Genomic DNA, 22470 nt, shown 5'->3' with positions numbered 1-22470 from the left:
CATAACGGCCGCTGCGGCAACTGGTCACGCTCAGCGGACTCCTCAGGCGGGGAGGGGCTGGCTCCAGCGAAGGCGGCGCCGCGCCCGTCGGATCAGGCCCGGGGCGGCCACCGTCACCCGATAGACCCCCGCCATGACCAGGGCCGTGAGGGCCCAGGACAGCAGGATATCGGACAGGAAATGCCCACCGAAGGCCAGCCGGTTCATCGACAGGGCCAAGGCGTAGACGAGCCCCAGCGGCAGGACGGCCGGTCGCCACCGCGCCGGAGTGACGACCAGCAGGACGCCCACCATCCAGGCGGCGCTGGAGCCCTCGCCGGAGACGAAGGAGCAGTTGGACTGGCAGGCGTCGCTGATCACCCAGGCCGGGGTGAAGACCGCGTCGCCGCCGAACTGGTCGATCTGGACCGGGCGGGCGCGCCCCCAAAGGCTCTTGAACAGCAGATTGACGACCAGCCCCGGTCCGAGGGCCAGGGCCGCGACGGCGAACATCGCCCGCCGCGCTGCGGCGCCGACGGAACGCCCGCGCAGGGCCCGCCAGATCAGGCGGCCGATCACCCCCAGCAGCAGAAGGGCCAGGACCAGGGTGGAACTCTTGCGCAAGGCCTTGAGCACGGGATCGCCGGCCAGGAAGAAGCCGGCCTCAGGTCGGTAGAAGAGGCGGCTCACGGCGATGTCCACGCCCGGAAAGACCAGAAAATAGGCGCTGATCGCCAGGACGGCCGCCGCAGCCAGAACGGCTGCGTCGTCGCGCGTGAGACGAAGGCGAGCGCTCAAGTCCGTCCAGGACGAGAGGCGCAGACGCGGCGCGGGCGTGATGACGGACTGAGACACATTCCCCCCGGATTGGTCTGGAGACGCCAATGCCAGAGCGCGGTGTCGTTCCCGCGTCATTACGAACAATGTTTTCCGAACATCCGGGCGAGCACGGACGATCGACTTGGCCTAGGTTCCAAGACCGGCTAGGAGCGCCCCATGCCTGAACTTCCCGAGGTCGAAACCGTCCGGCGCGGCCTGACGCCGGTGCTGGCGGGCGCGCGTCTGTCGCGGGTGCGGATCAACCGGCCCGACCTGCGCTTTCCGTTCCCGGAAGGCTTCGTTGAGCGGCTGGAGGGGGCGACGGTCGAACGCGTGGACCGGCGAGCCAAATATCTGCTTCTGCCCCTGTCCACCGGCGAGACCTGGATCACCCATCTGGGCATGACCGGCCGTTTCACCCTGGACGGCGCCCAGCTGGGCGAGTTCGAGGAGGCGGCGCCCATCGCGGGCAAGCACGAGCATTTCAGCGGCTGCGCCGAGCGCGACGGCCTTGCGACCCGGATCGGCTACGCCGACGCGCGCCGGTTCGGCTTCATGGGCCTGATCCCCACCGCCCAGGTCGAGGCCCACCCCTGGTTCGCCGGCCTGGGGCCCGAGCCGCTGGGCAATGGCTTTTCCGGCGCCCATCTGGCCGAGGCCTTCGCGGGCAAGAGCCAGAACATCAAGGTCTCCCTGCTGGATCAGAGGATCGTCGCCGGCCTGGGCAACATCTATGTCTGCGAGGCCCTGTACCGGGCCCGGATCTCGCCCCTGGTGGCGGCCGGATCGCTGTCGAAGGCGCGGCTGGAGACCCTGGCCTCGGTGGTCCGCGACGTGCTGAACGACGCCATCGCCGCCGGGGGATCGACCCTGAAGGACTTCGCCAACGCCGAGGGCGGCCAAGGCTATTTCCAGCACCGGTTCGACGTCTACGGCCGCGAGGGCGAACCGTGCCGGGGCGAGGGCTGCACGGGGACGGTCGCCCGGATCGTCCAGGGCGGACGCTCCACCTTCTACTGCCCGTCCTGCCAGAAGCGCTGAGGCGACCGGCCGTCATGACGAACGGCCGTCGATCCTCTATGACCGGCGTCAACAGAGGAGACCGCACATGGCCGACGCCTATTCCACCCTTCTGATCGAACGCTGCGCCGACGGCTATGCGGTCGTGACCCTGAACCGGCCCGAGGCGCTGAACGCCCTGAACTCGACCCTGTTCGGCGAATTGGCGGCCTTCCTGGACGCGGTCGAGACCGACGACAGCGTGCGCTGCCTGATCCTGACCGGCTCGGCCAAGGCCTTCGCCGCCGGGGCCGACATCAAGGAGATGGCGGACCAGTCCTACGCCGACATGTTCAAGGGCAATTTCTTCGCCCTGGGCCATGACCGGATCACCCGGTTCAGAAAGCCGATCATCGCGGCGGTGTCGGGCTATGCCCTGGGCGGCGGCTGCGAACTGGCCATGCTGTGCGACTTCATCATCGCCTCCGAGACCGCCAAGTTCGGCCAGCCCGAGATCAATCTGGGCGTGGCGCCCGGCATCGGCGGCTCCCAGCGGCTGACGCGCCTGGTCGGCAAGTCCAAGGCCATGGACATGATCCTGACCGCGCGGATGATGGATGCGGCGGAAGCCGAGCGCGCCGGCCTGGTCAGCCGCGTCGTCGCCCCCGAGGCCCTGCTGGACGAGGCCCGCGCGGCGGCCGCCAAGATCGCCTCGCAAAGTCCCCTGGCGGTGATGATGAACAAGGAGATGGTCAATGTCGCCCTGGAGACGACCTTGACCGAGGGCGTCCGTTTCGAACGTCGCCTGTTCCACTCCCTGTTCGCCTTCGACGACCAGAAGGAGGGCATGGCCGCCTTCGTCGAAAAGCGCAAAGCCGACTTCAAGGGGCGGTGATCCAAGGCCGCGACCGTCAACCGATCGCCGTGATCCGGCGTTAGGAGGGCGTCATGCGCCGCCTTCTGCTCTCGCTCCTTGCTATCCTGACCCTCGTCCTGCCGGGCCTCGCCTTGGCTCAAGCCCCAGCCCCAGCCCCAGCCCCAGCGTCTCTGGCCCCCGCCTTCCGCTCTGATCGGATCATCGTGGAGACGCGAGGCGCGGGGCCGGACGTGATCTTCATCCCCGGCCTGGGATCGACCGGGGCGGCCTGGCGGTCGACGGCGGACAGGCTGGAGGGCCGCTATCGGGTTCATCTGGTGACGATCCGCGGCTTTGGTCAGACGGACATCGGCGCCAACGCCCGCGGCGCCCTGGCCGCCCCGGCTGCGCTGGAGATCGAACGCTACATCCGCGAGCACAGGCTGTCCCGGCCCGCTCTGATCGGCCATTCGCTGGGCGGTCAGATCGCGCTGCGCGTGGCGGCGGACATGCGTGGCCGAGTCGGGCGGGTGATGGTGGTCGATTCCGCCCCCTTCTTTCCGGCCCTGGTCGATTCCCGCGTCACGACGCGCGAGGTCGAGCCCCTGGCGCGCCTGGGCTATCAGGCCCTGATGCTGTTCGGCGACCAGGCGCTGAAGGGCCAGGTCTCGGCCCTGGGCGGGGACTTGGGTCTGGCGGGCGACATGGTGTTCGACGGCCTGGGTCTTCAAGGCGGCGACCGGCGCGTTCTGGCCCAGGGGCTGTACGAGGCCCTGACCGTAGACCTGCGGCCTCGGCTGCGCGACGTCACCGCCCCGGTGACGGTGGTCTACGGCTGGACGCGGGATACGAACAATCCGCGCAACCGGCTGGAGGGGCTTTACCGCTACGGCTTCTCCACCCTGCCGCGTCCGGCCCAGTTCGTCCGCATCGAAGGCGCCGACCACCAGGTGATGATCGACCAACCGGCCCGGTTCCAGGCGGCGGTGGAGCAGTTTCTGGGATAGGCAAAGATCTTCCCCCGCTTGCGGGGGAAGTGTCAGCTCGTCGAGCGCAGCGAGACGGCTGACGATGGGGGAAGTTCCGCTTCTGCAAGAAAGAAGACTTCCCCCTCCGACCCTGGTTCGCTGCGCGAACGCCGGGCCACCTCCCCCGCAAGCGGGAGAGGGTCCTATTGGCCTTTGGCCTCGCGATAAATGTGATCGGTCACGGCGGGAAGATCGTTCAGCACGTCGCGGGCCGGAATCCGCAGGGTGCGTATGCCCTGCTCGAGCAGGAAGGCGTCGCGGCGCGCGTCCTGCGCCGCACGGCCGTCGTGACTGTCGCCGTCGATCTCGACCGCCAGTCGAACGCCGGCGCAGTAGAAGTCGAGCACATAGGGCGGTATCGGGTGCTGGCGTCGGAACTTCAGCCCGCCCAATTTCTCGCCCCGCAGCGCCTGCCAGAGCTGGACCTCGGGCAGGCTCATGTCCCGCCGCAGATCGCGCGCCTTGTCGATGATGTCGGAAGGACGACCGTCTACGGACTCCAGACCCTTCGCCAACGTCTCCAGCACCCCCTTGCCGTAGCGGTCCAGTTTCGACTGGCCCACGCCGGGCAGGGCGGCCAGGGCCGTCAGGTCGCCGGGTTCGGCCTGGGCGATCTCCAGCAGGGTCTTGTCCTGGAAGATGACATAGGGCGGGACGTGCTGTTCCGAAGCACGCTCGCGGCGCCAGGCGCGCAAGGCCTCGAACCGGGCGCGGACGTCGGCGTCCATGGTCTCGAGCGCGGCGTTGCGGCCCTCGCCCGAGCGGTCGCGGCGGCCGGAGCTGGAGGCGCGGACGCGAAGCCGGCGCACCTCGATCCTGCGTTCGGCCTTGTAGACGGCGCGCACCGCCTCGGGGTCGCCCAGGCCGACCAGGGGCTTGCCGTCGTTCGGATCCTCGACCAGCAGGCCCTCGAACAGCAGGTGGTCGATGATGTCGCGCCAGCCGTTGGGCGAGACGTCGGCGCCTATGCCCCAGGTGGACAGCTGCTGCTCCCACGGCTGTACATCCTTGGTGCGGCTGGTCAGGTGGTCGATCACCCGGCCCCGGCCGAAGCGGCCGCCCAGACGCTGGACCGCCGCCAGGGCCTTCTGGGCGGGGACGGTGGCGTCATAGGTCTGGGGCGGGTCGCTGCAGATGTCGCAGACGCCGCAAGGGGCCGCATCGGTCTCGCCGAAATAGCGGCGCACGGCCTGGGCGCGGCAGACGGCGCCGTCCAGCATGGCGAACAGCTGGCGGGCCTTGCGCACCTGAACCTGTTTGACCTCCTCGGCCATCGGCCGGCTGTCCAGCCGGCGCAGGGTCCAGGCGATGTCGGACGGGCCGTACAGGGTGATGCCCTCGGCCGGTTCGCCGTCGCGGCCGCCCCGTCCGATCTCCTGCCAATAGGCCTCGAGACTGCCGGGCGGATCGGCGTGGATGACGAAGCGCACGTCGGCCTTGTCCACCCCCATGCCGAAGGCGATGGTGGCGACCATGACGGCGCCGTCCTCGGCTAGGAACCGCTCCAGCCGGCGGTCCCGCTCCTTGTTGTCCATGCCCGCGTGATAGGCGATGGCGTTGGTCCCGGCGTCGCGCAGGGCCTGGGCGACGCGTTCGCAGCCGTCGCGGCTGCCGCAATAGACCACGCCCGACTTGCCCCGCCGCTCGCGCACCAGTTCGATGACCCGGGCGTCAGTCCTGGCGCGCGAGGCGCTCTCCTTGCGCTCGGCCGACAGTTGCAGGTTCGGGCGGGCGAAACTGTCGACGAAAACCCGGGCGCCCTCCAGCCGCAGCGAGCGCAGGATGTCGTCGCGGGTGCGGGCGTCGGCGGTGGCGGTGACGGCGATGCGCGGGACGTTGGGAAAACGCTCGGCCAGCAGGCCCAGGTTGCGATAGTCGGGGCGGAAGTCGTGGCCCCACTGGCTGACGCAGTGGGCCTCGTCGATGGCGATCAGGCTGAGCGGCAGCTCGGCCAGCCGGTCCATCATGGCGCCGGCCGCCAGGCCTTCGGGCGAGACGTACAGCAGGTCCAAAGCGCCGGAGCGGGCGGCGGCCCAGATGGCCGACCGTTCGTCCAGCGAGACGCCGGAATCCAGCCGGGCGGCCGCCACCCCCTGCTGTTTCAGGGCCTCGACCTGGTCGGTCATCAGGGCGATCAGGGGCGAGACCACCAGGCCCAGGCCGGGGCGAAGGATGGCCGGGATCTGATAGCAGACGCTCTTGCCGCCGCCGGTCGGCAGGACGGCCAGGACGTCGCGCCCGGCTAGGACCTCGGCCACCACCTCGCTTTGCAGGCCGCGGAAGTCGCCATGGCCCCAGACCCGCGACAGCAGAGAGCGGGCGTCGGCCAGACCGGGCGTCGTGGCGGGGCGGGGCTGGGTCTGCGTAGCCGGCATCCGAAGGTTGTGCACTCTTTGTTCCGACCTGCGAAGCCCCTTCGACCGCTTTCACGGCCGAGCGGCTGACGCGGCTGGGGACGGATCAGTGCGCGAGCGAGGGGGCGAACTGGCCGCCGACGCGATAACGGTACAGATAGGAGGGCGCGATCGACTCCATGCTGGCCGGATGGACGACGCCCAACGCGGCCAGACCCTCGGCGCCCGGCGAGACCACATTGTCCTTCTGCAGCATGACGACCTGGTCGCGGGTCAGGGGCGGGGTCAGACCGATCAGGCTGACGGTCTGGAGCAGCGAGCCCAGCAGTCGGGCGACCGGGAAGGGAATGGGGGCCAGCAGACGGTCGCGGTGGGTCTCGCGCTTCACCAGCTCCAGCACCTCGCGGAACGTATAGATGTCCGGTCCGCCCAGTTCATAGGTGCGGCCGGCCGCGTCGCCTCGGGTCACGGCCCGGGCCACGGCCTCGGCCACATCGCCGACATAGACCGGCTGGAACCGGGTCTTGCCGCCGCCGATCAGCGGCAAGGCGGGCGCCAGGGTCGCCATGGCGGCGAACCGGTTCAGGAAGCCGTCGTCGGCGCCGAACACCAGCGAAGGACGCAGGATGACGGCGTCGGGATAGACGGCGCGGATCTCGTTTTCGGCCTCGCCCTTGGTGCGGGCGTAGGCGGAGGGGCTGTTCGCATCGGCGCCGATGGCCGAGATCTGGACGACACGTTCGACGCCGGCGGCCTGGGCCGCCTGGGCGATGTTCCTGGCGGCCTCGACGTGGGCGCTCTTGAAGCCGCGCTTGCCGCCGCCGTCGTGCAGGACGCCGACCAGATTGACCACGGCGTTCGAGCCGCGCACGGCCGCCGCCACGTCCTCGGCGCTGGTGACGTCGCAGCGCATGAACTGGATCTGGCCCGGATCGCCGGCCGTCTGGACCTCGATGGCCAGAACCGGGTTGCGCACCGCCACGCGGATGCGCCAGCCGCGACGGGCCAGGGCGCGCACCGCCTGGGCTCCGATGAAGCCCGAACCTCCGAAGAGGGTCACGACGCCGGGGGCGAGGTCAGCCATGGGAGAAGCTCCAGTGAATTCCGTGTCGGCGGGATAGCCGATGGGGCGCCGCATCGCAACGCGGGCGACCCGGTCCGGGCGGATGAAACGAAAAACAGAGTCCGATTTGTCCGATTTGTCCGATCCGCGCCGTCGTCCGCTCCTGAAAAAGAGTGTCCGATGTGTCCGATGTGTCCGGTTCGCGCGGTCGTGCGCTCCCAAAAAAGGTGTCCGAAGTGTCCGATGTGTCCGATCCGATCTCTTCGCCCGTCCGCCGCCTCCGCTCGTCCCCGTCGATCCGCGACTGTCGCACGGCGGGCGGCCCAGGGGCGTAGAAGGCGGGTTTGGAGTCCTAACCGGTTGGAAAGGCTGAGGGCGGCTTGGCGATCGAGCGGCGCTCGCCCATCTAGAGCATGATCGTTTCGGACGGAACCGCTTCGCGGTTCCGGCAGAAGCGTGAATCATGCTCTCGCTTTAATCTGGAGCCTGATTCACCGTTTCAGCGGAACCGCGTAGCGGTTCCTCCTCAACGGATCAGGCTCTAAGGCCCATGCAGATTTTCACCATCGGATATGAGGGGGTGACCCAGGCGGAGGTGATCGAGCGGCTGAAGGGCGCCGGGGTCGATCTGCTGATCGACGTCCGGGCGGTCGCCGCCTCGCGCCGCGCCGGTTTTTCCAAGACGGTCCTGGGCGAAAGCCTGAAGGCCGAGGGGATCGACTATCTGCATCTGCGGGGGCTGGGCACGCCCAAGGCCGGTCGCGACGCGGCCCGCAAGGGCCATGTCGCCGAGATGCGCGCGATTTTCGCCGACCATCTGGCCGAGCCCCAGGCCCAGCTGGAGTATGCGCGGCTGAAGGATTTGGCGGGGGAGAAGCGCGTGGCCCTGCTGTGTTTCGAGGCCGATCACGCGGGATGCCACCGCGCGGTGTTGGCCGAGCGGCTGGCGGAGGAGGACGGGGCGACGGTGGTCAATCTGTAGGGGTGGTGGCGAGGCCCACCTTCCCCCGCTTGCGGGGGAAGCGTCAGGTCATGGCGCGAAGCGACACGCCCGACGATGGGGGGCGTTTTTCTTCTGAAATAAGACTCCCCCTCTCCGACCCTGGTTCGCTTCGCGAACGCCGGGCCACCTCTCCCGCAAGCGGGAGAGGGTCTTTTGCCTTACGGCCGGCCCACCAGATCGTCGACCGAGCCGCTGGTCACCGGGTGATACAGGGGCCGGGCCTCGGCGTAGATGCGGCGGGCGATGGGCCGGCCCCAGTCGCCCTCGTTCCACAGGGTCTGGAACAGGGGCAGGACGAATTTGCGTCGGCCCTGGCTGGTCAGGAACCGCTCGGCCGTGGCGACCGCGGGCTGATAGCGGTGGGCCAGGGCGATCTGGAGCCAGGCGAAGGTCAGTTCGCTGTTGCCCTCGTTCGCCAGGTTCAGGGTGCGCTCCATGTCCGCCAGCTGGGCGTCGGTGAGCCAGTCGCCGCTGCCGTTTCCAACCGGGGGGCGCCAGCCGAGGAAGCGCTGGCGCTGCTGAGTGTTCCAGTCCTTCCAGGGGACGGCCGAGGCGGGGCCCTTGCCGACAAAGAAGGCCCATGCCGCGTCATCGACCGGCTTGAAGGCGTTCGAAACGGGCGCCACGGCGTTGGACGGCAGGCCGGGCTGATAGACCCAGGCGTCCAGCTGAAGCTGGGATTCCAGGGCCGCGTCGCCCTTCACCAGATGGGTGCGGATGTCGTCCAGGAACATGGCCGTGGTCATGGGGCGATAGGCGTTGCGGTCGAAATAGCCGCGCAGCCAGGCGTCGAACCGATCCCGGCCCACGGTGCGTTCGACCGTCCGCAGGAACAGGGCGCCCTTTTCATAGGCGATGTCGTTCATGCCGTCGTCGGGGTCGCGGCCCTTCAGGTCCAGATGCAGGCGGGTGTCGGGCGCGGGCAGGGACTTCAGCGTGTCCTGCAGGCTGCCCCAGCCCAGGACCTGTTCCTGCATGGCGCGGTCATGACCATAGACCGACTCCATGATCCGGTTCTCGAAATAGACGGTGAAGCCCTCGTTCAGCCAGAAGTCGTTCCAGGTCGCGTTGGTCACCAGATTGCCCGACCAGGAGTGGGCCAGTTCGTGCGCCACCAGCGAGACCAGCGACCGGTCCCCGGCGATGATCGTCGGGGTGGCGAAGGTCAATTTGGGGTTCTCCATCCCGCCGAACGGGAAGGAGGGCGGCAGGACCAAGAGGTCGTAGCGGCCCCAGCGATAGGGGCCGTAGAGCTTTTCGGCCGCGTCCACCATCTCGGCGGTCGGCTCCAGCTCATGGGCGGCGGCGCGCAGGCGGCTGGGCTCGGTCCAGACCCCGGTGCGTTCGTCGAAGGGGGCGAAGGCGATGTCGCCGACGCCGATGGCGATCAGATAGGGCGGGATCGGATTGTCCATCCGGAAGCGCCAGGTCTTCATACCGTCGGCGGCGGGCTCGCCGTTCGGCGTCAGATGGTCGGCGCTCATGACCACGGTCAGGTCTTCGGGCGCGGTGATCCGGGCCGAATAGGTCTGGCGAATGCCGGGGCTGTCCTGGGTCGGGACCCAGGTGCGGGTCAGGATGGCCTGGCCCTGGCTGAACAGATAGGGCTTTTGACCGCCCGCCGTCTGGCTGGGCGACAGCCATTGCAGGGCCGCTGCGTCGGGCCGGGTCGAATAGCGGACGGTGATCTTGCGCCGTTCGTTGGGCGCGAAGGCCGGGAAATAGACGGTCAGGGGCTGGCCCTTGATGGCGTCATTGTCGCCGACGACGTAACGCAGCGGCTGACCCGAGGCGTCGCGCACGTCCTGAATGTCCAGATTGCGGATGTCGAGAATGATCTCGTTGGCGCCGGGGACGGCCAGGATGTCCAGGGTCGCCGTGCCCGACAGGGTCTTGGCCTCGAAGTTCGCGGTCAGGTCCAGGGCCACATCGACGACGCGGGCGATCTCGGGACGGGCGTAGGTGTGGCTGTCGACGGCGTCCGGGCCGGGGGCGGGCGCGACGGCCGGCGGCGCCAGGGCCGCGCTTCCGGTCGTGGTCGAACAGGCCGAAAGGCCCAGGGCCGAGGCGAGTGCGAGGGCGGAGACGAGGCCGAAGGCTTTGCGCGTCATCGAGGCTTTCCGGATCAGATCATGAGCTTGGCCCGGAGAACGCGCGGAAACGCGAAAAAGATCAAGCCTCGACGCGGCCGCAGCCTATGCGGTCGGTGGCGCGTGATGGGCGCGGAACAGCCGGCCCCGCTCGGCGAACAGGACCAGGGCCAGGGCCGTCAGGCCGAAGACGGTGAAGCCCAGGGACATGGGCACGGTGGTGCCGTTGAACTGCTGACCCACCGCAAAGCCCAGCAGGGAGCCGAAGACGGTGGAGATGAAGCCCTGGATCGAGGCGGCCGTGCCGGCGATATGGCCCATGGTCTCCATGGCCATGGCGCCGAAGTTCCCGGCGATCAGGCCGAAACAGAACATGGTCAGGGTCTGCAGGACCGCGAAGGTCCAGATCGTCTCATGTCCGCTGAGGGCCACCGCCGCATGGACCGCCGACACCGTGGTGAAGCCGATCAGGGCGGTGTGGGAGATCTTGCGCGAGCCCAGTTTCACGACCAGCCGGGCGTTGACCAGGGAGGCGACCGCTATGCCGCCCGCGATCAGGGCGAAGACGGCGGGGAAGGCGGCCTCGGCGTCGAAGACGTCGGCGAAGATCTGCTGGGAGGAGTTGATGAAGCCGAACAGGGCGCCGGTGATGGCCGTCATGGCCAGGGTGTAGCCCATGGCGGTGCGGTCGGTCAGGGCGGTCTTATAGGCCGAGGTCAGGCGTTTGACCTGGATCGGCAGACGATCCTCCGGCTTCAGGGTCTCGGGCAGGCGCAAGGACGCCCAGACGATCAGGGCCACGCCGATCAGGCCGAGGCCCGCGAAGATCCAGCGCCACGGCCCGACCAGCATGATCAACTGCCCCAGCGACGGCGCCAGGATGGGCACGCCCAGGAAGACCAGGAAGCTGAACGACATGACCCGGGCCATGGTGCGCCCCTCATAGCGGTCGCGCACGATGGAGACGGCCAGCACGCGGGTGCAGGCGCTGCCCAGCCCCTGGCCGATCCGCGCCAGGATCAGGGTCTCGAAGGTGGGGGCCAGGGTCGCCAGCAGGCTGAACATCACATAGACGCCGACGCCGAACAGCAGCACCGACTTGCGTCCGAACCGGTCTGCGACCGGACCATAGATCAGCTGCGCCGCGCCGAAGCCCAGAAGATAGGCGGTCACCACCCACTGACGGCTGTTTTCGTTCGCCACGCCCAGGTCGGCGCCTATGGCGGGCAGGGCGGGCAGCATGGAATCGATCGCCAGGGCGTTCAGCGCCATCATCAGGGCGATCAGACAGACGAACTCGACGAATCCGGGTTCTCTTCTGGCGGGGGCTGACGCGGCGGAAACGGACATCCGGGCCAGATGCCCCGCCGCGCCGCGAACCGCAACCAGTCGCCGGCTATAAATTGCTGCAATGCAGCGAAATCGAGGTTGAACGCCGGGCGCCTCGCCAATGTCATGAAGCTTCGCTAGAGGAAGTCATGACAGAACAGATGACAGCACAGGCGGCGCTGGACCGCCTCGAAACCCTCTACACCCAATCCGTGACCAACCTGCGCGACGCCGTGCGGGATTTCGTCAACACCGGCGCCCGGCCCGATCCGGTCAAACGCGCCGAAGGGGTGTTCGCCTATCCCGAACTTCGCATCCGCTGGGACGGGGATCGCCCCCAGGACCTGGAGCCGCGCGCCTATGCCCGGCTGGCCAAACAGGGGGTCTATTCGACCACCGTCACCCGGCCGGACCTGTTCCGCCCCTATCTGACCGAACAGCTGGGTCTGCTGGAAAAGGAATACGGCGCGACCTTCGAGGTCGGGATTTCGAACCAGGAAATCCCCTTCCCCTATGTGACCGACGGGCTTGAGGTGGCGCTGGACCGGTCGATGACGGCGGCCCTGGCGCGCTGGTTCCCGACCACGGACCTGGCCCATATCGGCGACGAGATCGCCGATGGTTTGTTCGACATGGGCGGCGACTTCCCCCTGTCGCATTTCGACGGCCTGCGGACCGACTTCTCCCTGGCGCGGCTGAGACACTACACCGGAACCCCGGTGGACGACGTCCAGTCCTATGTCCTGTTCACCAACTACAACCGCTATGTCGACGAGTTCGTGCGCTGGGCCATCGAACAGCTGCAGACGCCGGGCACGCCCTATCAGACCCTGTCCTGCGCCGGCGGGGTGGTGATCACGCGCGACACCCCCAATCCCGAGACGGCGATCAGCGATACGGCCTGGAAGAAGCACCAGATGCCGGCCTATCACCTGACGGCGCCGGGCCACCAAGGAGTGACCCTGGTCAATATCGGCGTCGGCCCGTCCAACGCCAAGACGATCACGGACCACCTGGCCGTCACCCGCCCGCACGTCTGGCTGATGATCGGCCACTGCGGGGGCCTGCGCGCCAGCCAGACCATCGGCGACTATGTGCTGGCCCACGCCTATCTGCGCGACGACCATGTACTGGACGCGGTCCTGCCGCCGGACATTCCGATCCCTTCGATCGCCGAGGTCCAGCGCGCCCTGTACGATGCGACCAAGTCGGTCAGCGGCATGCCGGGCGACGAGGTCAAGCTGCGGCTGCGTACCGGCACGGTGGTCACCACCGACGACCGGAACTGGGAGCTGCGCTATTCCAAGTCGGCGCTTCGCTTCAACCAGAGCCGCGCCGTCGCCATCGACATGGAAAGCGCCACCATCGCCGCGCAAGGCTACCGGTTCCGGGTGCCCTACGGCACCCTGCTGTGCGTCTCGGACAAGCCGCTGCACGGCGAGATCAAACTGCCGGGCCAGGCCAACCGCTTCTACGAAGGCTCGATCTCGGAACATCTGCAGATCGGCATCCAGGCGGTCGGCCTGATGCGGGACGAGGGACCGAAACTCCACTCCCGCAAGCTCCGCGCCTTCGACGAGCCGCCGTTCCGTTAAGAGGGGCGCGATAGACCCTCTCCCGCTTGCGGGGGAGGTGGCCCGGCGTTCGCGCTGCGAACCAGGGTCGGAGGGGGAGGTTTCACTTGAAAAGAAGACTTCCCCCAATCGTCAGCCGTCTCGCTGCGCTCGACGAGCTGACACTTCCCCCGCAAGCGGGGGAAGGTCTGTTCGCTGTCGCAGATCAAGAAAGCGCTTTACAATGCAAAGCGCATTGTGCATCCTGTGATCATCGGATTTCAGGAGGAGTTCGCCATGACGCGCGACACGCAGACGATCCAAGACGACATCGCCTATATGCGGGCTTTGGCTCACGAAGGTCGGCACGCGCCCCTGCTGGCGGGCCCCATACTGGTGGCTGCGGCCATCATCTTCGGAGGCGCCAGCCTGGGGCAGTGGGCGCTCAAGACCGACTTGATCGCGCTGAATCCCTGGGCGGCGCTCTGGCTTTGGATCGGTTCGGCCCTGGTCTTCGCGGCCGCCCTGGTCGTGCTGATCGGGCGGATGAAGGGACGCCCCGGCTATAATTCGTCGGGCAATCGGGCGGTGGGCGCGGCCTGGTCCGGCGTGGGCTTCGGCATCTTCGTCACCTGGTTGGCCCTCACCGCCCTGTCGGTGAAGAGTGGAAGCTGGGCCTGGATGGCGGTCATGCCGACGGTGGTTCTGACGGCCTATGGATCGGCCTGGATGGTCGCGGCGGCCATGACGCGCGTGCGGTGGATGAGCGTCACGGCCCTGTTGTCCTACGCCGGCGCCGTCGCCATAGCCTGGTTTGCGGACAGTCCGGCCATCTATCTGGTCTATGCCCTGGTCCTGGCCGCCGTCGCCCTGGTCCCCGGTCTGATCCTGATGCGGCAGGAACCGTCGGAGATCGTCTGATGGCCGATGACTTCGACATCAGCCGGATCGACGAGGTCATCCACGGGCGGATCCGGCTGGGGATCATGGCCTATCTGTCCGGCGCGGACACAGCCGACTTCAACACCTTGAAGACCCGGCTCCAGACGACCGACGGCAATCTGTCGGTCCATCTGAGAAAGCTGGAGGAGGCGGGCTTCGTCGCCGTGACCAAGAGCTTCATCGGCCGCAAGCCCCTGACCCAGGCCAGTCTGACCGAAGAGGGCCGCGCCGCCTTCGTCGCCTATCTGGACGCCATGGCGGGCCTGCTGCCGGCGCGCTAGAGCATGATCGTTTCGGACGGAACCGCTTTGCGGTTCCGACAGAAGCGTGAATCATGCTCTCGCTTTAATCTGGAGCCTGATTCACCGTTTCAGCGGAACCGCGAAGCGGTTCCTCTTCAGCGGATCAGGCTCTAGAAGCGGGGCATGAGCCACCGTCTCCATGCCTTCGAGGCCATCGACAACTTCCGCGACTATGGCGACTACGCCACGGCGGCCGGGCGACGCATCCGCCCCGGCCGCCTGCTGCGCTCGGGCCATCACGCCCGGGCCAGCGACGCCGATCTGGAGCGGCTGAAGGGGTTCGGCCTGGGGGCGGTGGTCGATCTGCGCCGACCGGGCGAAAGGCGCGACCAGCCCTCGCGACGGCATGACGGTTTCGACGCCCTGGTGATCGAGGGCGGGATCGATGACGGGGCCGAGGCGCCCCACATCACCTTCCTGAAAACGGCGGATCTGACGCCGGATTCGGGTCGGCGTTTCATGACCCAGACCTATCGCAGCCTGCCGTTCGACGCCGCCCACATCGACGTTTTCGGCCGCTATTTCCAAGCCCTGGGACAGATGGGGGGCGATCAGGACCGACCCGTGTTGATCCACTGCGCGGCGGGCAAGGACCGGACCGGCTTTCTCGCCGCCTTGACCCACCATCTGCTGGGCGTCCGCCACGACGACCTGATCGAGGACTATCTGCTGACCAATACGGCCGTCGATCTGGTCGGTCGCGCCCCCGCCATTGCCCGGCGTCTGCACGAGATGACCGGCCGTGTCGCCTCCGACGACGCGGTGGTGGCCTTCCTCGGGGTGGAGGCCGCCTATCTGGACGCCGCCTTCGCCGAGGTCGAGGCGCGATACGGATCCCTGGACGCCTATCTGGAACAGGCCCTGGGCGTCGACGCCGCCCTGCGCGCCCGAATCGAGGCGCGGCTGTCGGCGTGAACGGCGCCCTGACCCATGTGGTCGTCCGCGATCATCCGTGGACGGACCCCTTGGCTGTCGCGGCCGGGATCGGTGGGACGGACGGCGCCCTGGCCCTGCTGTCGGACGGCGGTCCCGGCGGCCGCTGGTCCCATGTGGCGACGGTGCCGGATCGGGTTCATGTGGGCGGGGTCGAAGCCGATCTGTTCGACCCCCTGCGCGATCCGGCCTGGAGCGCAGGGACGGTGGGACTGGCCGCCTATGACGCGGGCGCGCGACCGGCGACCGGCGAGCGGCCCCTGGTGTGGCCCGACCTGATCCTGGCCCGCTATCCGGCCATGCTGAGCTTCGACCATCATCAGCGGCGTGTTCGCGCCGTCGGCCGGGGGGCGACGGCGGCGCAGGCCGAGGCGGCGGCCGTTCAGGCGTCGAAATGGCGGGCGGCGGCGGTCACGCCTGCGACGCCCGACGCTCCGGCCGAGACCTTTGCGGCCGAGGCGCCGGACCAGGCCTATCGCGACTGCGTGGCCGAGGTGGTCGCCCGGATCGCGGCCGGTGAACTGTTTCAGGCCAATATCGCCCGCGCCTGGGGCGGCGCGCTGAAGCCAAAGGCCGATCCGTTCGACGTCTTCCTGCGGCTGCAACAGGGGCGGGCCTCGCCCTACGGCGCCTTCTGGCGGATCGGGGACCGGGCCCTGGTGTCCAATTCGCCTGAGCTCTTCCTGGCCTTGGACGGCGAGGCCCGGCGCATCGAGGCGCGGCCGATCAAGGGCACGCGCGCCCGGTCGGCCGACCCGCTCGAGGACGCGGCCCTGGCCGCCGCGCTTCAGGCCAGCGCCAAGGACCGGGCCGAAAACCTGATGATCGTCGATCTGATGCGCAACGACCTGGCCCGCGCCTCGCGCGTCGGCTCGGTCGCGGTCGAACGGCTGTTCGCGATCGAGAGCCATCCGACCGTCCACCATCTGGTCTCGACCGTGGTCGGCCGGGCCGAGCCGGGGGTGACGCCGGCCGACCTGCTGGAGGCGACCTTCCCGCCGGGCTCGATCACCGGGGCGCCCAAACACCAGGCCATGAAGGTCATCGCCGAATATGAGCCGCCGCGCGGCGCCTGGTGCGGGTCGCTGTTCATTCTGGAAGACGGCGGGGGGCTGACCGCCTCGGTCCTGATCCGCACCGCCGCGTTCGAGCGCCGGGACGAGTGTTGGACCTTCCGCACCCTGGCCGGCGCCGGAATCGTCGCCGACAGCGACCCTCAGTCCGAACTTGCCGAGACCGAAACAAAGATCGCCGCCCTGAGACAGGCTCTGACGGGTCAGCAGTCCGTACAGGCGATCTGCGTCACCTCGCGCGGATTCAGATAGGCGCGGCGGGTGAAGCTGGCGGACGGCAGGAAGCGCTGGAACGGCGAGGCGTAGGTGTAGCGGGCCTCGGCGATGATGATCGACGACCCGACCGGCAGGAGATCAGCGGGAATGTCGGCGTCCGCGACGGTGAGTCGGCCGCTGAGGGCCCCACTCCCGCCCGAGGCCGCCCAGCTGCGGCTCCAGTTCACCGTATATTTGGTCGTCGTGTCCCGGCTGACGCTGCTGACCCTCTGTTCCAGCGAGGCCGGGGCGAAGGGCGCCATGATGGAGGGGCCCACCAAAAAGACGTTGTCGATGTCGGCCTTGGTGATGTCGCGGGACTGGGCGGTCAAATCCGCGACCGAAGCGGCCACATGGCTGGTGCGACGCACAGCCATATAGCCCTGACACAGATCGACCATGCCTGCATAGAACAGGATCATGACCGGGGCGATCAGGGCGAATTCGACCGCAGAGACCCCGGTCTCGTCGCGCGCCAGCCTGCGCATCAGGGACCGGCGCATCAGAAGGGCTCGTTGCGGAAGGCGGTGGTGGCGGAGATCATGATCTGTCCGGGCCCCGCGGCGCTCACGGACTGGGTCAGGGCGGGCACGATCATCGGCTGTTTGTACCAGACACGCGCGACGACCAGATTCTGGGCCGCGCCGGGGTCGTAGCCGGTCTTGGACAGGTCCAGGACGCCGTTCTCGTCCTTGGGCGGGTCGATATTGTCGGAGAATTTGGCGACGACCCGGACATCGACGGTGGCGCGGGCGGCGCAGTCGCTCTTGAACACGCTCATCTGATCGCAGAAGGCCTGTTTGAACCCGGCCTGATCCAGACCCTTGGCCTGGGCCTCGCCGGTTCGGATTTCGCGGCTGACGGTCAACAGGGCGTTTTCGGCGACGGCGTCGGTGATGAAGACCAGACCCAGCTGGAAGATCGAGAACAGCAGAAGAAAGAAGGGGGTGGCGACCAGGGCGAACTCCACCGCCGCCGCGCCTTCACGGTGACCGGCGGAGCCGCGACGGGGAGAACGATCCAGCGCCGCCATGGATCAGGGCGCCGAGGCCGGGCCGGTCGCGGCGGCGCCGGCGCGCAGGCTGGGGGCGCAGGAGGCGCCGCAGGTCATTTCCGTGGCCTGGGCCCCGCGCCAGACCCGAACCGATCCGGTCGATCCGCCGGTAACCACGATCTCGCGCTGGAACAGGGTGCGGCCCACGCCGTCGACCGCCACCACCTCGGTCACCCCATAGCCCTTTCCGACGATGAACAGGGTGTTGGCGTCCACCACGGTGACGTCGGCGATCTGAGGATTGGCGACGATGACCGAGGCGGCGGCGCCCCGCAGCTGGACGCGCGCGGAGCGGTCGATCTCGACATTGAGCGCGCCGTTCGGGCTCTGGGCCTGGGCGGGCAGGCCGGCCAGGGCGAGGACGGCGGTGATGACGGCGATGGAAAAGCGGGGCATCGGCGGCTCTGAAACAAGGGCGCGCATCAGCGCGGACGCGCGCATGATGGCCCAGGCTTCCTCAACAAAGGCTGAAGTTCGTCGATCCGGGATTTTCTGTGGTGAATCCGCAGGTAACTAAAAACCGTGACCTGCCCTTAACGCCTCTTGGTCATTCTAACCGTGCGTTTTGGGGGTCAAGCGGGCTACCGGCTCCCCCCGCCAATTTGCTCGCTAGACATTTACACAAGGGAACTCACCATGACTAAGTTCATCTCGCGTTTCGCTAAGGACGAATCCGGCGCCACCGCCATCGAATACGGCCTGATCGCCGCTCTGATCGCCGTCGTGATCATCACCGTGCTCGGCACCGTCGGCACCAACCTGAACGCCCGTCTGGAGGAAGTCGCCACGGGTCTGGAGAAGAAGGGCGAATAAGACGCCCGACGTCTTGAAGCCTGGGAAGGGCCGGAGCGCACGCTCCGGCCCTTCTTCTTTGCGGCGCGGCAACCCGGCCTTAATCCGCCCGTGCCAGCATGGGGTCATGGACCTTCTGAGCCTTCCCTTCCTGGCCGTCTTTCCGATCCTGATGGTGGCCACGGGTCTGCACGACCTGACCACGATGCGGATTCCGAACTGGATCTCCCTGGCCCTGCTGGCCGCCTTCTTTCCGGCGGCCCTGCTCGTCGGCCTGACCCTGCCTGAGATCGCCGTCCATCTGGGCGTCGGCTTCGCCGCCCTGATCCTCGGCATGGGCCTGTTCGCCCTGAACTGGATCGGGGGCGGGGACGCCAAGGCCCTGGCTGCGGCCTGCCTGTGGTTGGGGTTCGGCGATCTGGGGCCGCTGCTGCTGTGGATCGCCCTGGCCGGCGGCGGCTTCTGCCTCCTGCTGATCCTCGCCCGCCAATACTATCCTCTGCTGTCTCCGCTCCCGCCGCGCCTTCCGTGGGTCGCCCGCCTGCTGGAGCCCAAGGGCGATATTCCCTATGGCGTCGCCATCGCCATCGGCGCCCTGCTGACCTTTCCCGAGGGCGACATGGTCGTTCGCGCCTTGGCGGTTTCTTGAGGTTGCGCAAGCGGGCGTCGCTTAGGAAGCGTTAACTCTCGGGCCTCATGATCGTTAACGGTAGGGGGCGAGGATCATGTCCGGCTCGCCGCGCCTGCCGGAGATCGTCTGGATGAAGCCCGCCCGCATCGTCGTCCTTTGCATCGCCGCCGTGTCCGCACTGGGCCTGGCTCTGGTCGTGCGCGCCATGGGGCAGGGCGAGCCCGCCGCGCCGGCCGCCGCCGCGCCTGTCGAGGCGCGCCCCATGGCCAAGATTTTGGTCGCTGCCCGCGATCTGGAGCCCGGCAAACGCCTGACCGACGGCGACCTGTCCTGGAAGGACTGGCCGGTCGATCAGTTGAACCCCGCCTTCATCAGCGACGGCTCCGTCCCGCTTCCCGCCGCCGCCGACAAGCCGGCCGAGGCCAAGCCCGCTGATGAAAAGGCCGTCGCCGACAAGACCGCCGGCGCGGTTCAGCGGGTCGGCGAGGCCGCCGGCCGCCTGGTCGGGACCGGAGTCAAGTCCGACTATGTCGGCTCGGTCGTGCGCGAACCCATTCTCGCCGGAGAGCCGATCGTGGCGCGCAAGATCGTGCGCGCGGGCGACAGCGGCTATCTGGCGGCCTATCTGGAGCCCGGCATGCGCGCCATGGCCATTGCGGTCACGGTGGAATCGGCCGCCGGCGGCTTCATCCTGCCCGGCGACCGGGTCGACGTCGTCCTGACCGCCCAGAAGGAGACTCCTTCCGGGGCGGTGGAAGGCGGCGGCTCGGGCTCCAAATATTCGTCGGCCACAGTGATGCAGAACGTCAAGGTCCTGGCCATCGACCAGTCCACCCGCGTCGGCGACGACGCCCAGGCCGTGGTCGGGGCGACCGCCACCCTGGAGGTCCGCCCCCAAGACGCCGTGCTTCTGGCCCAGGCCAAGTCCGAGGGCGAACTGTCCCTGTCGCTGCGCTCCTACGCCGATACGGCGGGGCCGTCCGGCGCGACCCGCGCGCCCCAGGCGACGGCCCAGACGCGCAGCGTGAGGGTCTATCGCGGCGGGGCGCCTGAAACCGTGGTGACGCCGTGAGAGCCTCGATCCTGTCCAAGGCCGTCCTGATCACGGTCGCCGCCGCCGGCCTGGTCCTGGCGCCGGCCGCCGGAACGGCCCAGACGCGCGCCGCCGTGTCGATGGGGACGGCGCCGCGGCTGATCAACCTGCCGCGCGGCACCTCCTTCGCCGTGGATCTGCCGGCCGACGCCCGTGACGTGATCGTCTCCAATCCGCAGGTGGCCGAGGCCATGCTGCATTCGCCGCGCCGGATCACCGTGATCGGGATCGCGCCGGGTGAGACCGACGCCGTCTTCCTGGACGCCGCCGGCCGCACCATTCTGAGCCTGCGCGTCCGGGTCGATGCGGGCGTCAGCGCCCTGCAGGACACCCTCAGCCGCGTGGCCCCCGGCGGCGGCATCCACGCCGAGGCCGTCAACGACAGCGTCATACTGACCGGAACGGCGGACAGCCCGGCCCAGGCGGCCCAGGCGGCCCAGGTCGCCCGCGCCTTCGTTTCGGCCCCGGAAAAGGTGATCAATATGATCAGCGTCTCCGGCTCGGACCAGGTGACGCTGAAGGTGCGCGTGGTCGAGGTGCAGCGCAGCAGCCTGAAGCAACTGGGTTTCAACGCCGACATCCTGAAGGGCTCGGGCATCCACTCCTACGGCTTCAGTCGCCCCAACACCTATGGGGTGAACGGGGCGGCGGTCGGAGGCGGGGGGTTGTGTTACAATCAGACCGGCGGTCGGACGACGAACGGGACCAGCACGGTCTCCAGCGGCAGTCAGACGAGCGCCGGCTCGAACGCCAGCGCCTCCCAGACCTGGACGGGCGCCCCCTTCCCGACAACGGTTACGGTCACCGACGTCAACGGCAATCTGGTTCAGGTCCCTGGAACGGCCCTGGCCCAGGCGTCGACCGGCTCCTCGAGCGCGGCCTCGGTCTCGAACGCCATCCAGGATATCGCCTCCACCGCCTTCCGCACCATGACGGGCACGAACGCCACCGGCTGTCTGGAGGCGTTCGAGCGGGTCGGTCTGGCCCGGACCCTGGCCGAGCCCAATCTGACGTCGGTGAACGGCGAATCCGCAAACTTCCTGGCCGGGGGCGAGTTTCCCCTGCCGACCGGGCGGGATCGGGACGGCAACATCACCGTGACCTATAAGCCCTACGGCGTGGGCCTGGCCTTCCGGCCCATCGTCCTGTCGGGCGGCCGCATCTCGCTTCAGGTCAAGGTCGAGGTGTCCGAACTGACCGAACAGGGCGGGTTCACCATCGGCGCCGGCACGGCCTCGTCCATCACCCTGCCGGGCCTGACCGTCCGACGCAGCGAAAACACGGTCGAACTGCCGTCAGGCGGCGCGATGATGATCGCCGGCCTGTTGCAGGAAAGCACGAGGCAGGCGGTCGATTCCCTGCCCGGCATGACCAATCTGCCGGTGCTGGGCTCCCTGTTCCGCTCGCGCGACTATCTGAACGGCGAGACCGAGCTGGTCGTCATCGTCGAGCCCTATATCGTCAGTCCCACCTCGCCGGATCGGATGCAGACCCCTGCCGACGGCCTGCGGATCGCCACGGATTCCCAGACCATCCTGTTCGGACAGCTGAACCAGGTCTATGGCGCGCCCGCTCCCGGACCGGCCGGTTCAGGCGCCGCCTGGCAGGGCGCCGTCGGCTATGTGATCGAGTGAGCTCATGACCCGTCTCTCGTTCTTGCCTCTCGCCCAGTTGGCCGGCGCGGCGCTCGGCCTCTCCGCCTGCGTCGGCGGCCCGGCCAGCCTGGGCGGTGAACCGCCCCTGACGCCGGCCTCCCGCTATGCGCTCCAGGTGGAGACCGGCCTGGACCGGATCGCCCTCGCCGTTCACGACGACGGCCTTTCGGCCAATCAGAACGCCGCCCTAGCCGCCCTGGTCGAACGGTTCGCCGCCGTCGGCGCCGGTTCTATCACGATCGAGGCGCCAGCCGGGGACGATCCGGTCGCCGCCCAGACCGCCTACGCCGTGCGCGACGCCCTGACGCGCCTCGGTGTGGGTGGAGACCGGCTTCGCATCGTCGGCTACGACGGACCCAATCCGCGCGCGCCGGTCCTGGTCGGTTTCGAGACGGTCCAGGCGGCCGTGCCCCGCTGCGGAACGGCCTGGGGCAATCTGAGCCGGACCGGGGACAACAGGTCCTCGTCCAACTTCGGCTGCGCGGTCAACGCCAATCTGGCGGCCCAGATCGCTGATCCGCGCGACATTGCAGGGCCGCGCGCCATGACCCCCGCCTCGGCCGGGCGGCGCACGGTGGTGTTCGACAAATACGCCGCCGGCGAGCAGACCGCCGCACCCCAGGAGACGCTGGTGGAGAGCGCGCGCATTTCGACGGCGGTGGACTGA

The 22470-nt window shown here is 68.6% G+C and carries 22 protein-coding genes and 1 pseudogene; 14 read left to right on the top strand and 9 right to left on the bottom strand.

Features of this window, described 5'->3' with window-relative positions; genetic code table 11:
* Nucleotides 1-42: 42 nt before the first annotated feature.
* Nucleotides 43-777, bottom strand: a complete 735-nt coding sequence (locus JL11_RS02450) for a phosphatase PAP2 family protein (RefSeq protein WP_231681376.1) — start codon at nt 775-777, stop codon at nt 43-45.
* Between the two features lie 198 nt (nt 778-975).
* Here JL11_RS02450 and mutM point away from each other — a divergent pair, with 198 nt between their 5' ends.
* From mutM to JL11_RS02435, 3 genes are all read left to right on the top strand, one after another.
* Complete coding sequence (mutM, locus tag JL11_RS02445) at nt 976-1839, top strand: bifunctional DNA-formamidopyrimidine glycosylase/DNA-(apurinic or apyrimidinic site) lyase (RefSeq protein ID WP_054764254.1); 864 nt, start codon at nt 976-978, stop codon at nt 1837-1839.
* 67 nt (nt 1840-1906) lie between these two features.
* The gene (locus tag JL11_RS02440; RefSeq protein ID WP_054764253.1) at nt 1907-2692 is read left to right on the top strand and encodes an enoyl-CoA hydratase; all 786 of its coding nucleotides are present in this window, start codon (nt 1907-1909) and stop codon (nt 2690-2692) included.
* 53 nt (nt 2693-2745) lie between these two features.
* A complete protein-coding gene (locus tag JL11_RS02435) occupies nt 2746-3660 on the top strand; it encodes an alpha/beta fold hydrolase (protein ID WP_054764252.1) in 915 nt (304 codons plus the stop codon).
* Between the two features lie 164 nt (nt 3661-3824).
* Here JL11_RS02435 and JL11_RS17620 read toward each other — a convergent pair whose 3' ends face one another.
* The 3 genes and pseudogenes from JL11_RS17620 to JL11_RS02425 all read right to left on the bottom strand — a co-directional run bounded on the left by JL11_RS17620 (nt 3825) and on the right by JL11_RS02425 (nt 7119).
* Nucleotides 3825-4121 (bottom strand): endonuclease domain-containing protein, encoded by a 297-nt coding sequence (locus JL11_RS17620; RefSeq protein WP_197273363.1) that lies wholly within the window; start codon nt 4119-4121, stop codon nt 3825-3827.
* A 72-nt stretch (nt 4122-4193) separates the two neighbouring features.
* Nucleotides 4194-6056 (bottom strand): annotated as a pseudogene (gene recQ / locus JL11_RS02430) (DNA helicase RecQ); the annotation flags it as partial.
* 85 nt (nt 6057-6141) lie between these two features.
* The gene (locus tag JL11_RS02425; RefSeq protein WP_054764251.1) at nt 6142-7119 is read right to left on the bottom strand and encodes a complex I NDUFA9 subunit family protein; all 978 of its coding nucleotides are present in this window, start codon (nt 7117-7119) and stop codon (nt 6142-6144) included.
* Between the two features lie 529 nt (nt 7120-7648).
* On the opposite strand from JL11_RS02425, the gene JL11_RS02420 reads away from it, so the two are divergent.
* Nucleotides 7649-8080: a DUF488 domain-containing protein gene (locus tag JL11_RS02420; protein ID WP_054764250.1), complete on the top strand. Its 432-nt coding sequence runs from the start codon at nt 7649-7651 to the stop codon at nt 8078-8080.
* A 179-nt stretch (nt 8081-8259) separates the two neighbouring features.
* Here JL11_RS02420 and JL11_RS02415 read toward each other — a convergent pair whose 3' ends face one another.
* Both JL11_RS02415 and JL11_RS02410 read right to left on the bottom strand, forming a co-directional pair.
* Nucleotides 8260-10212 (bottom strand): M1 family metallopeptidase, encoded by a 1953-nt coding sequence (locus tag JL11_RS02415; protein ID WP_054764249.1) that lies wholly within the window; start codon nt 10210-10212, stop codon nt 8260-8262.
* An 84-nt stretch (nt 10213-10296) separates the two neighbouring features.
* A complete protein-coding gene (locus JL11_RS02410; RefSeq protein ID WP_054764248.1) occupies nt 10297-11541 on the bottom strand; it encodes a multidrug effflux MFS transporter in 1245 nt (414 codons plus the stop codon).
* Between the two features lie 128 nt (nt 11542-11669).
* On the opposite strand from JL11_RS02410, the gene JL11_RS02405 reads away from it, so the two are divergent.
* From JL11_RS02405 to JL11_RS02385, 5 genes are all read left to right on the top strand, one after another.
* A complete protein-coding gene (locus tag JL11_RS02405; RefSeq protein WP_054764247.1) occupies nt 11670-13115 on the top strand; it encodes an AMP nucleosidase in 1446 nt (481 codons plus the stop codon).
* A gap of 255 nt (nt 13116-13370) precedes the next feature.
* Nucleotides 13371-13994 carry a hypothetical protein gene (locus JL11_RS02400; protein ID WP_054766769.1) on the top strand — a complete coding sequence of 208 codons (624 nt, stop codon included), beginning with the start codon at nt 13371-13373 and terminating at the stop codon, nt 13992-13994.
* Complete coding sequence (locus JL11_RS02395; RefSeq protein ID WP_054764246.1) at nt 13994-14296, top strand: winged helix-turn-helix domain-containing protein; 303 nt, start codon at nt 13994-13996, stop codon at nt 14294-14296. The genes JL11_RS02400 and JL11_RS02395 overlap by 1 nt, the downstream gene beginning before the upstream one ends.
* Nucleotides 14297-14440: 144 nt before the next feature.
* Nucleotides 14441-15232, top strand: a complete 792-nt coding sequence (locus tag JL11_RS02390) for a tyrosine-protein phosphatase (RefSeq protein WP_054764245.1) — start codon at nt 14441-14443, stop codon at nt 15230-15232.
* Nucleotides 15229-16575: an anthranilate synthase component I family protein gene (locus tag JL11_RS02385; RefSeq protein ID WP_054764244.1), complete on the top strand. Its 1347-nt coding sequence runs from the start codon at nt 15229-15231 to the stop codon at nt 16573-16575. Before JL11_RS02390 ends, JL11_RS02385 begins: the two co-directional genes overlap by 4 nt.
* Here JL11_RS02385 and JL11_RS02380 read toward each other — a convergent pair.
* Genes JL11_RS02380 through JL11_RS02370 form a run of 3 tightly spaced genes read right to left on the bottom strand, consistent with a single transcriptional unit; the run spans nt 16527 to nt 18028 of the window.
* Nucleotides 16527-17081: a TadE/TadG family type IV pilus assembly protein gene (locus tag JL11_RS02380; RefSeq protein WP_054764243.1), complete on the bottom strand. Its 555-nt coding sequence runs from the start codon at nt 17079-17081 to the stop codon at nt 16527-16529. The two genes, JL11_RS02385 and JL11_RS02380, sit on opposite strands and share 49 nt — an antisense overlap.
* Nucleotides 17081-17611 (bottom strand): TadE/TadG family type IV pilus assembly protein, encoded by a 531-nt coding sequence (locus JL11_RS02375; protein WP_054764242.1) that lies wholly within the window; start codon nt 17609-17611, stop codon nt 17081-17083. The genes JL11_RS02380 and JL11_RS02375 overlap by 1 nt, the downstream gene beginning before the upstream one ends.
* Before the next feature lie 3 nt (nt 17612-17614).
* Entirely contained in the window at nt 17615-18028 is a 414-nt protein-coding gene (locus JL11_RS02370; protein WP_054766768.1) for a pilus assembly protein N-terminal domain-containing protein, read from the bottom strand.
* Nucleotides 18029-18268: 240 nt separating this feature from the next.
* On the opposite strand from JL11_RS02370, the gene JL11_RS02365 reads away from it, so the two are divergent.
* The 5 genes from JL11_RS02365 to JL11_RS02345 all read left to right on the top strand — a co-directional run bounded on the left by JL11_RS02365 (nt 18269) and on the right by JL11_RS02345 (nt 22470).
* Nucleotides 18269-18445: a Flp family type IVb pilin gene (locus JL11_RS02365; protein ID WP_054764241.1), complete on the top strand. Its 177-nt coding sequence runs from the start codon at nt 18269-18271 to the stop codon at nt 18443-18445.
* 106 nt (nt 18446-18551) lie between these two features.
* Nucleotides 18552-19073 carry an A24 family peptidase gene (locus tag JL11_RS02360; RefSeq protein ID WP_054764240.1) on the top strand — a complete coding sequence of 174 codons (522 nt, stop codon included), beginning with the start codon at nt 18552-18554 and terminating at the stop codon, nt 19071-19073.
* A 76-nt stretch (nt 19074-19149) separates the two neighbouring features.
* Nucleotides 19150-20127, top strand: a complete 978-nt coding sequence (gene cpaB, locus JL11_RS02355; RefSeq protein ID WP_231681373.1) for a Flp pilus assembly protein CpaB — start codon at nt 19150-19152, stop codon at nt 20125-20127.
* Nucleotides 20124-21782 (top strand): type II and III secretion system protein family protein, encoded by a 1659-nt coding sequence (locus JL11_RS02350; RefSeq protein WP_054764239.1) that lies wholly within the window; start codon nt 20124-20126, stop codon nt 21780-21782. The genes cpaB and JL11_RS02350 overlap by 4 nt, the downstream gene beginning before the upstream one ends.
* Nucleotides 21783-21786: 4 nt before the next feature.
* Nucleotides 21787-22470: a CpaD family pilus assembly protein gene (locus tag JL11_RS02345; protein ID WP_054764238.1), complete on the top strand. Its 684-nt coding sequence runs from the start codon at nt 21787-21789 to the stop codon at nt 22468-22470.

This window comes from Brevundimonas sp. DS20 (assembly GCF_001310255.1).
Taxonomy (GTDB): Bacteria; Pseudomonadota; Alphaproteobacteria; order Caulobacterales; family Caulobacteraceae; genus Brevundimonas; species Brevundimonas aurantiaca.
Note: the sequence above shows the minus strand (reverse complement) of the source record. Positions and strands in the feature narration are given on the sequence as shown.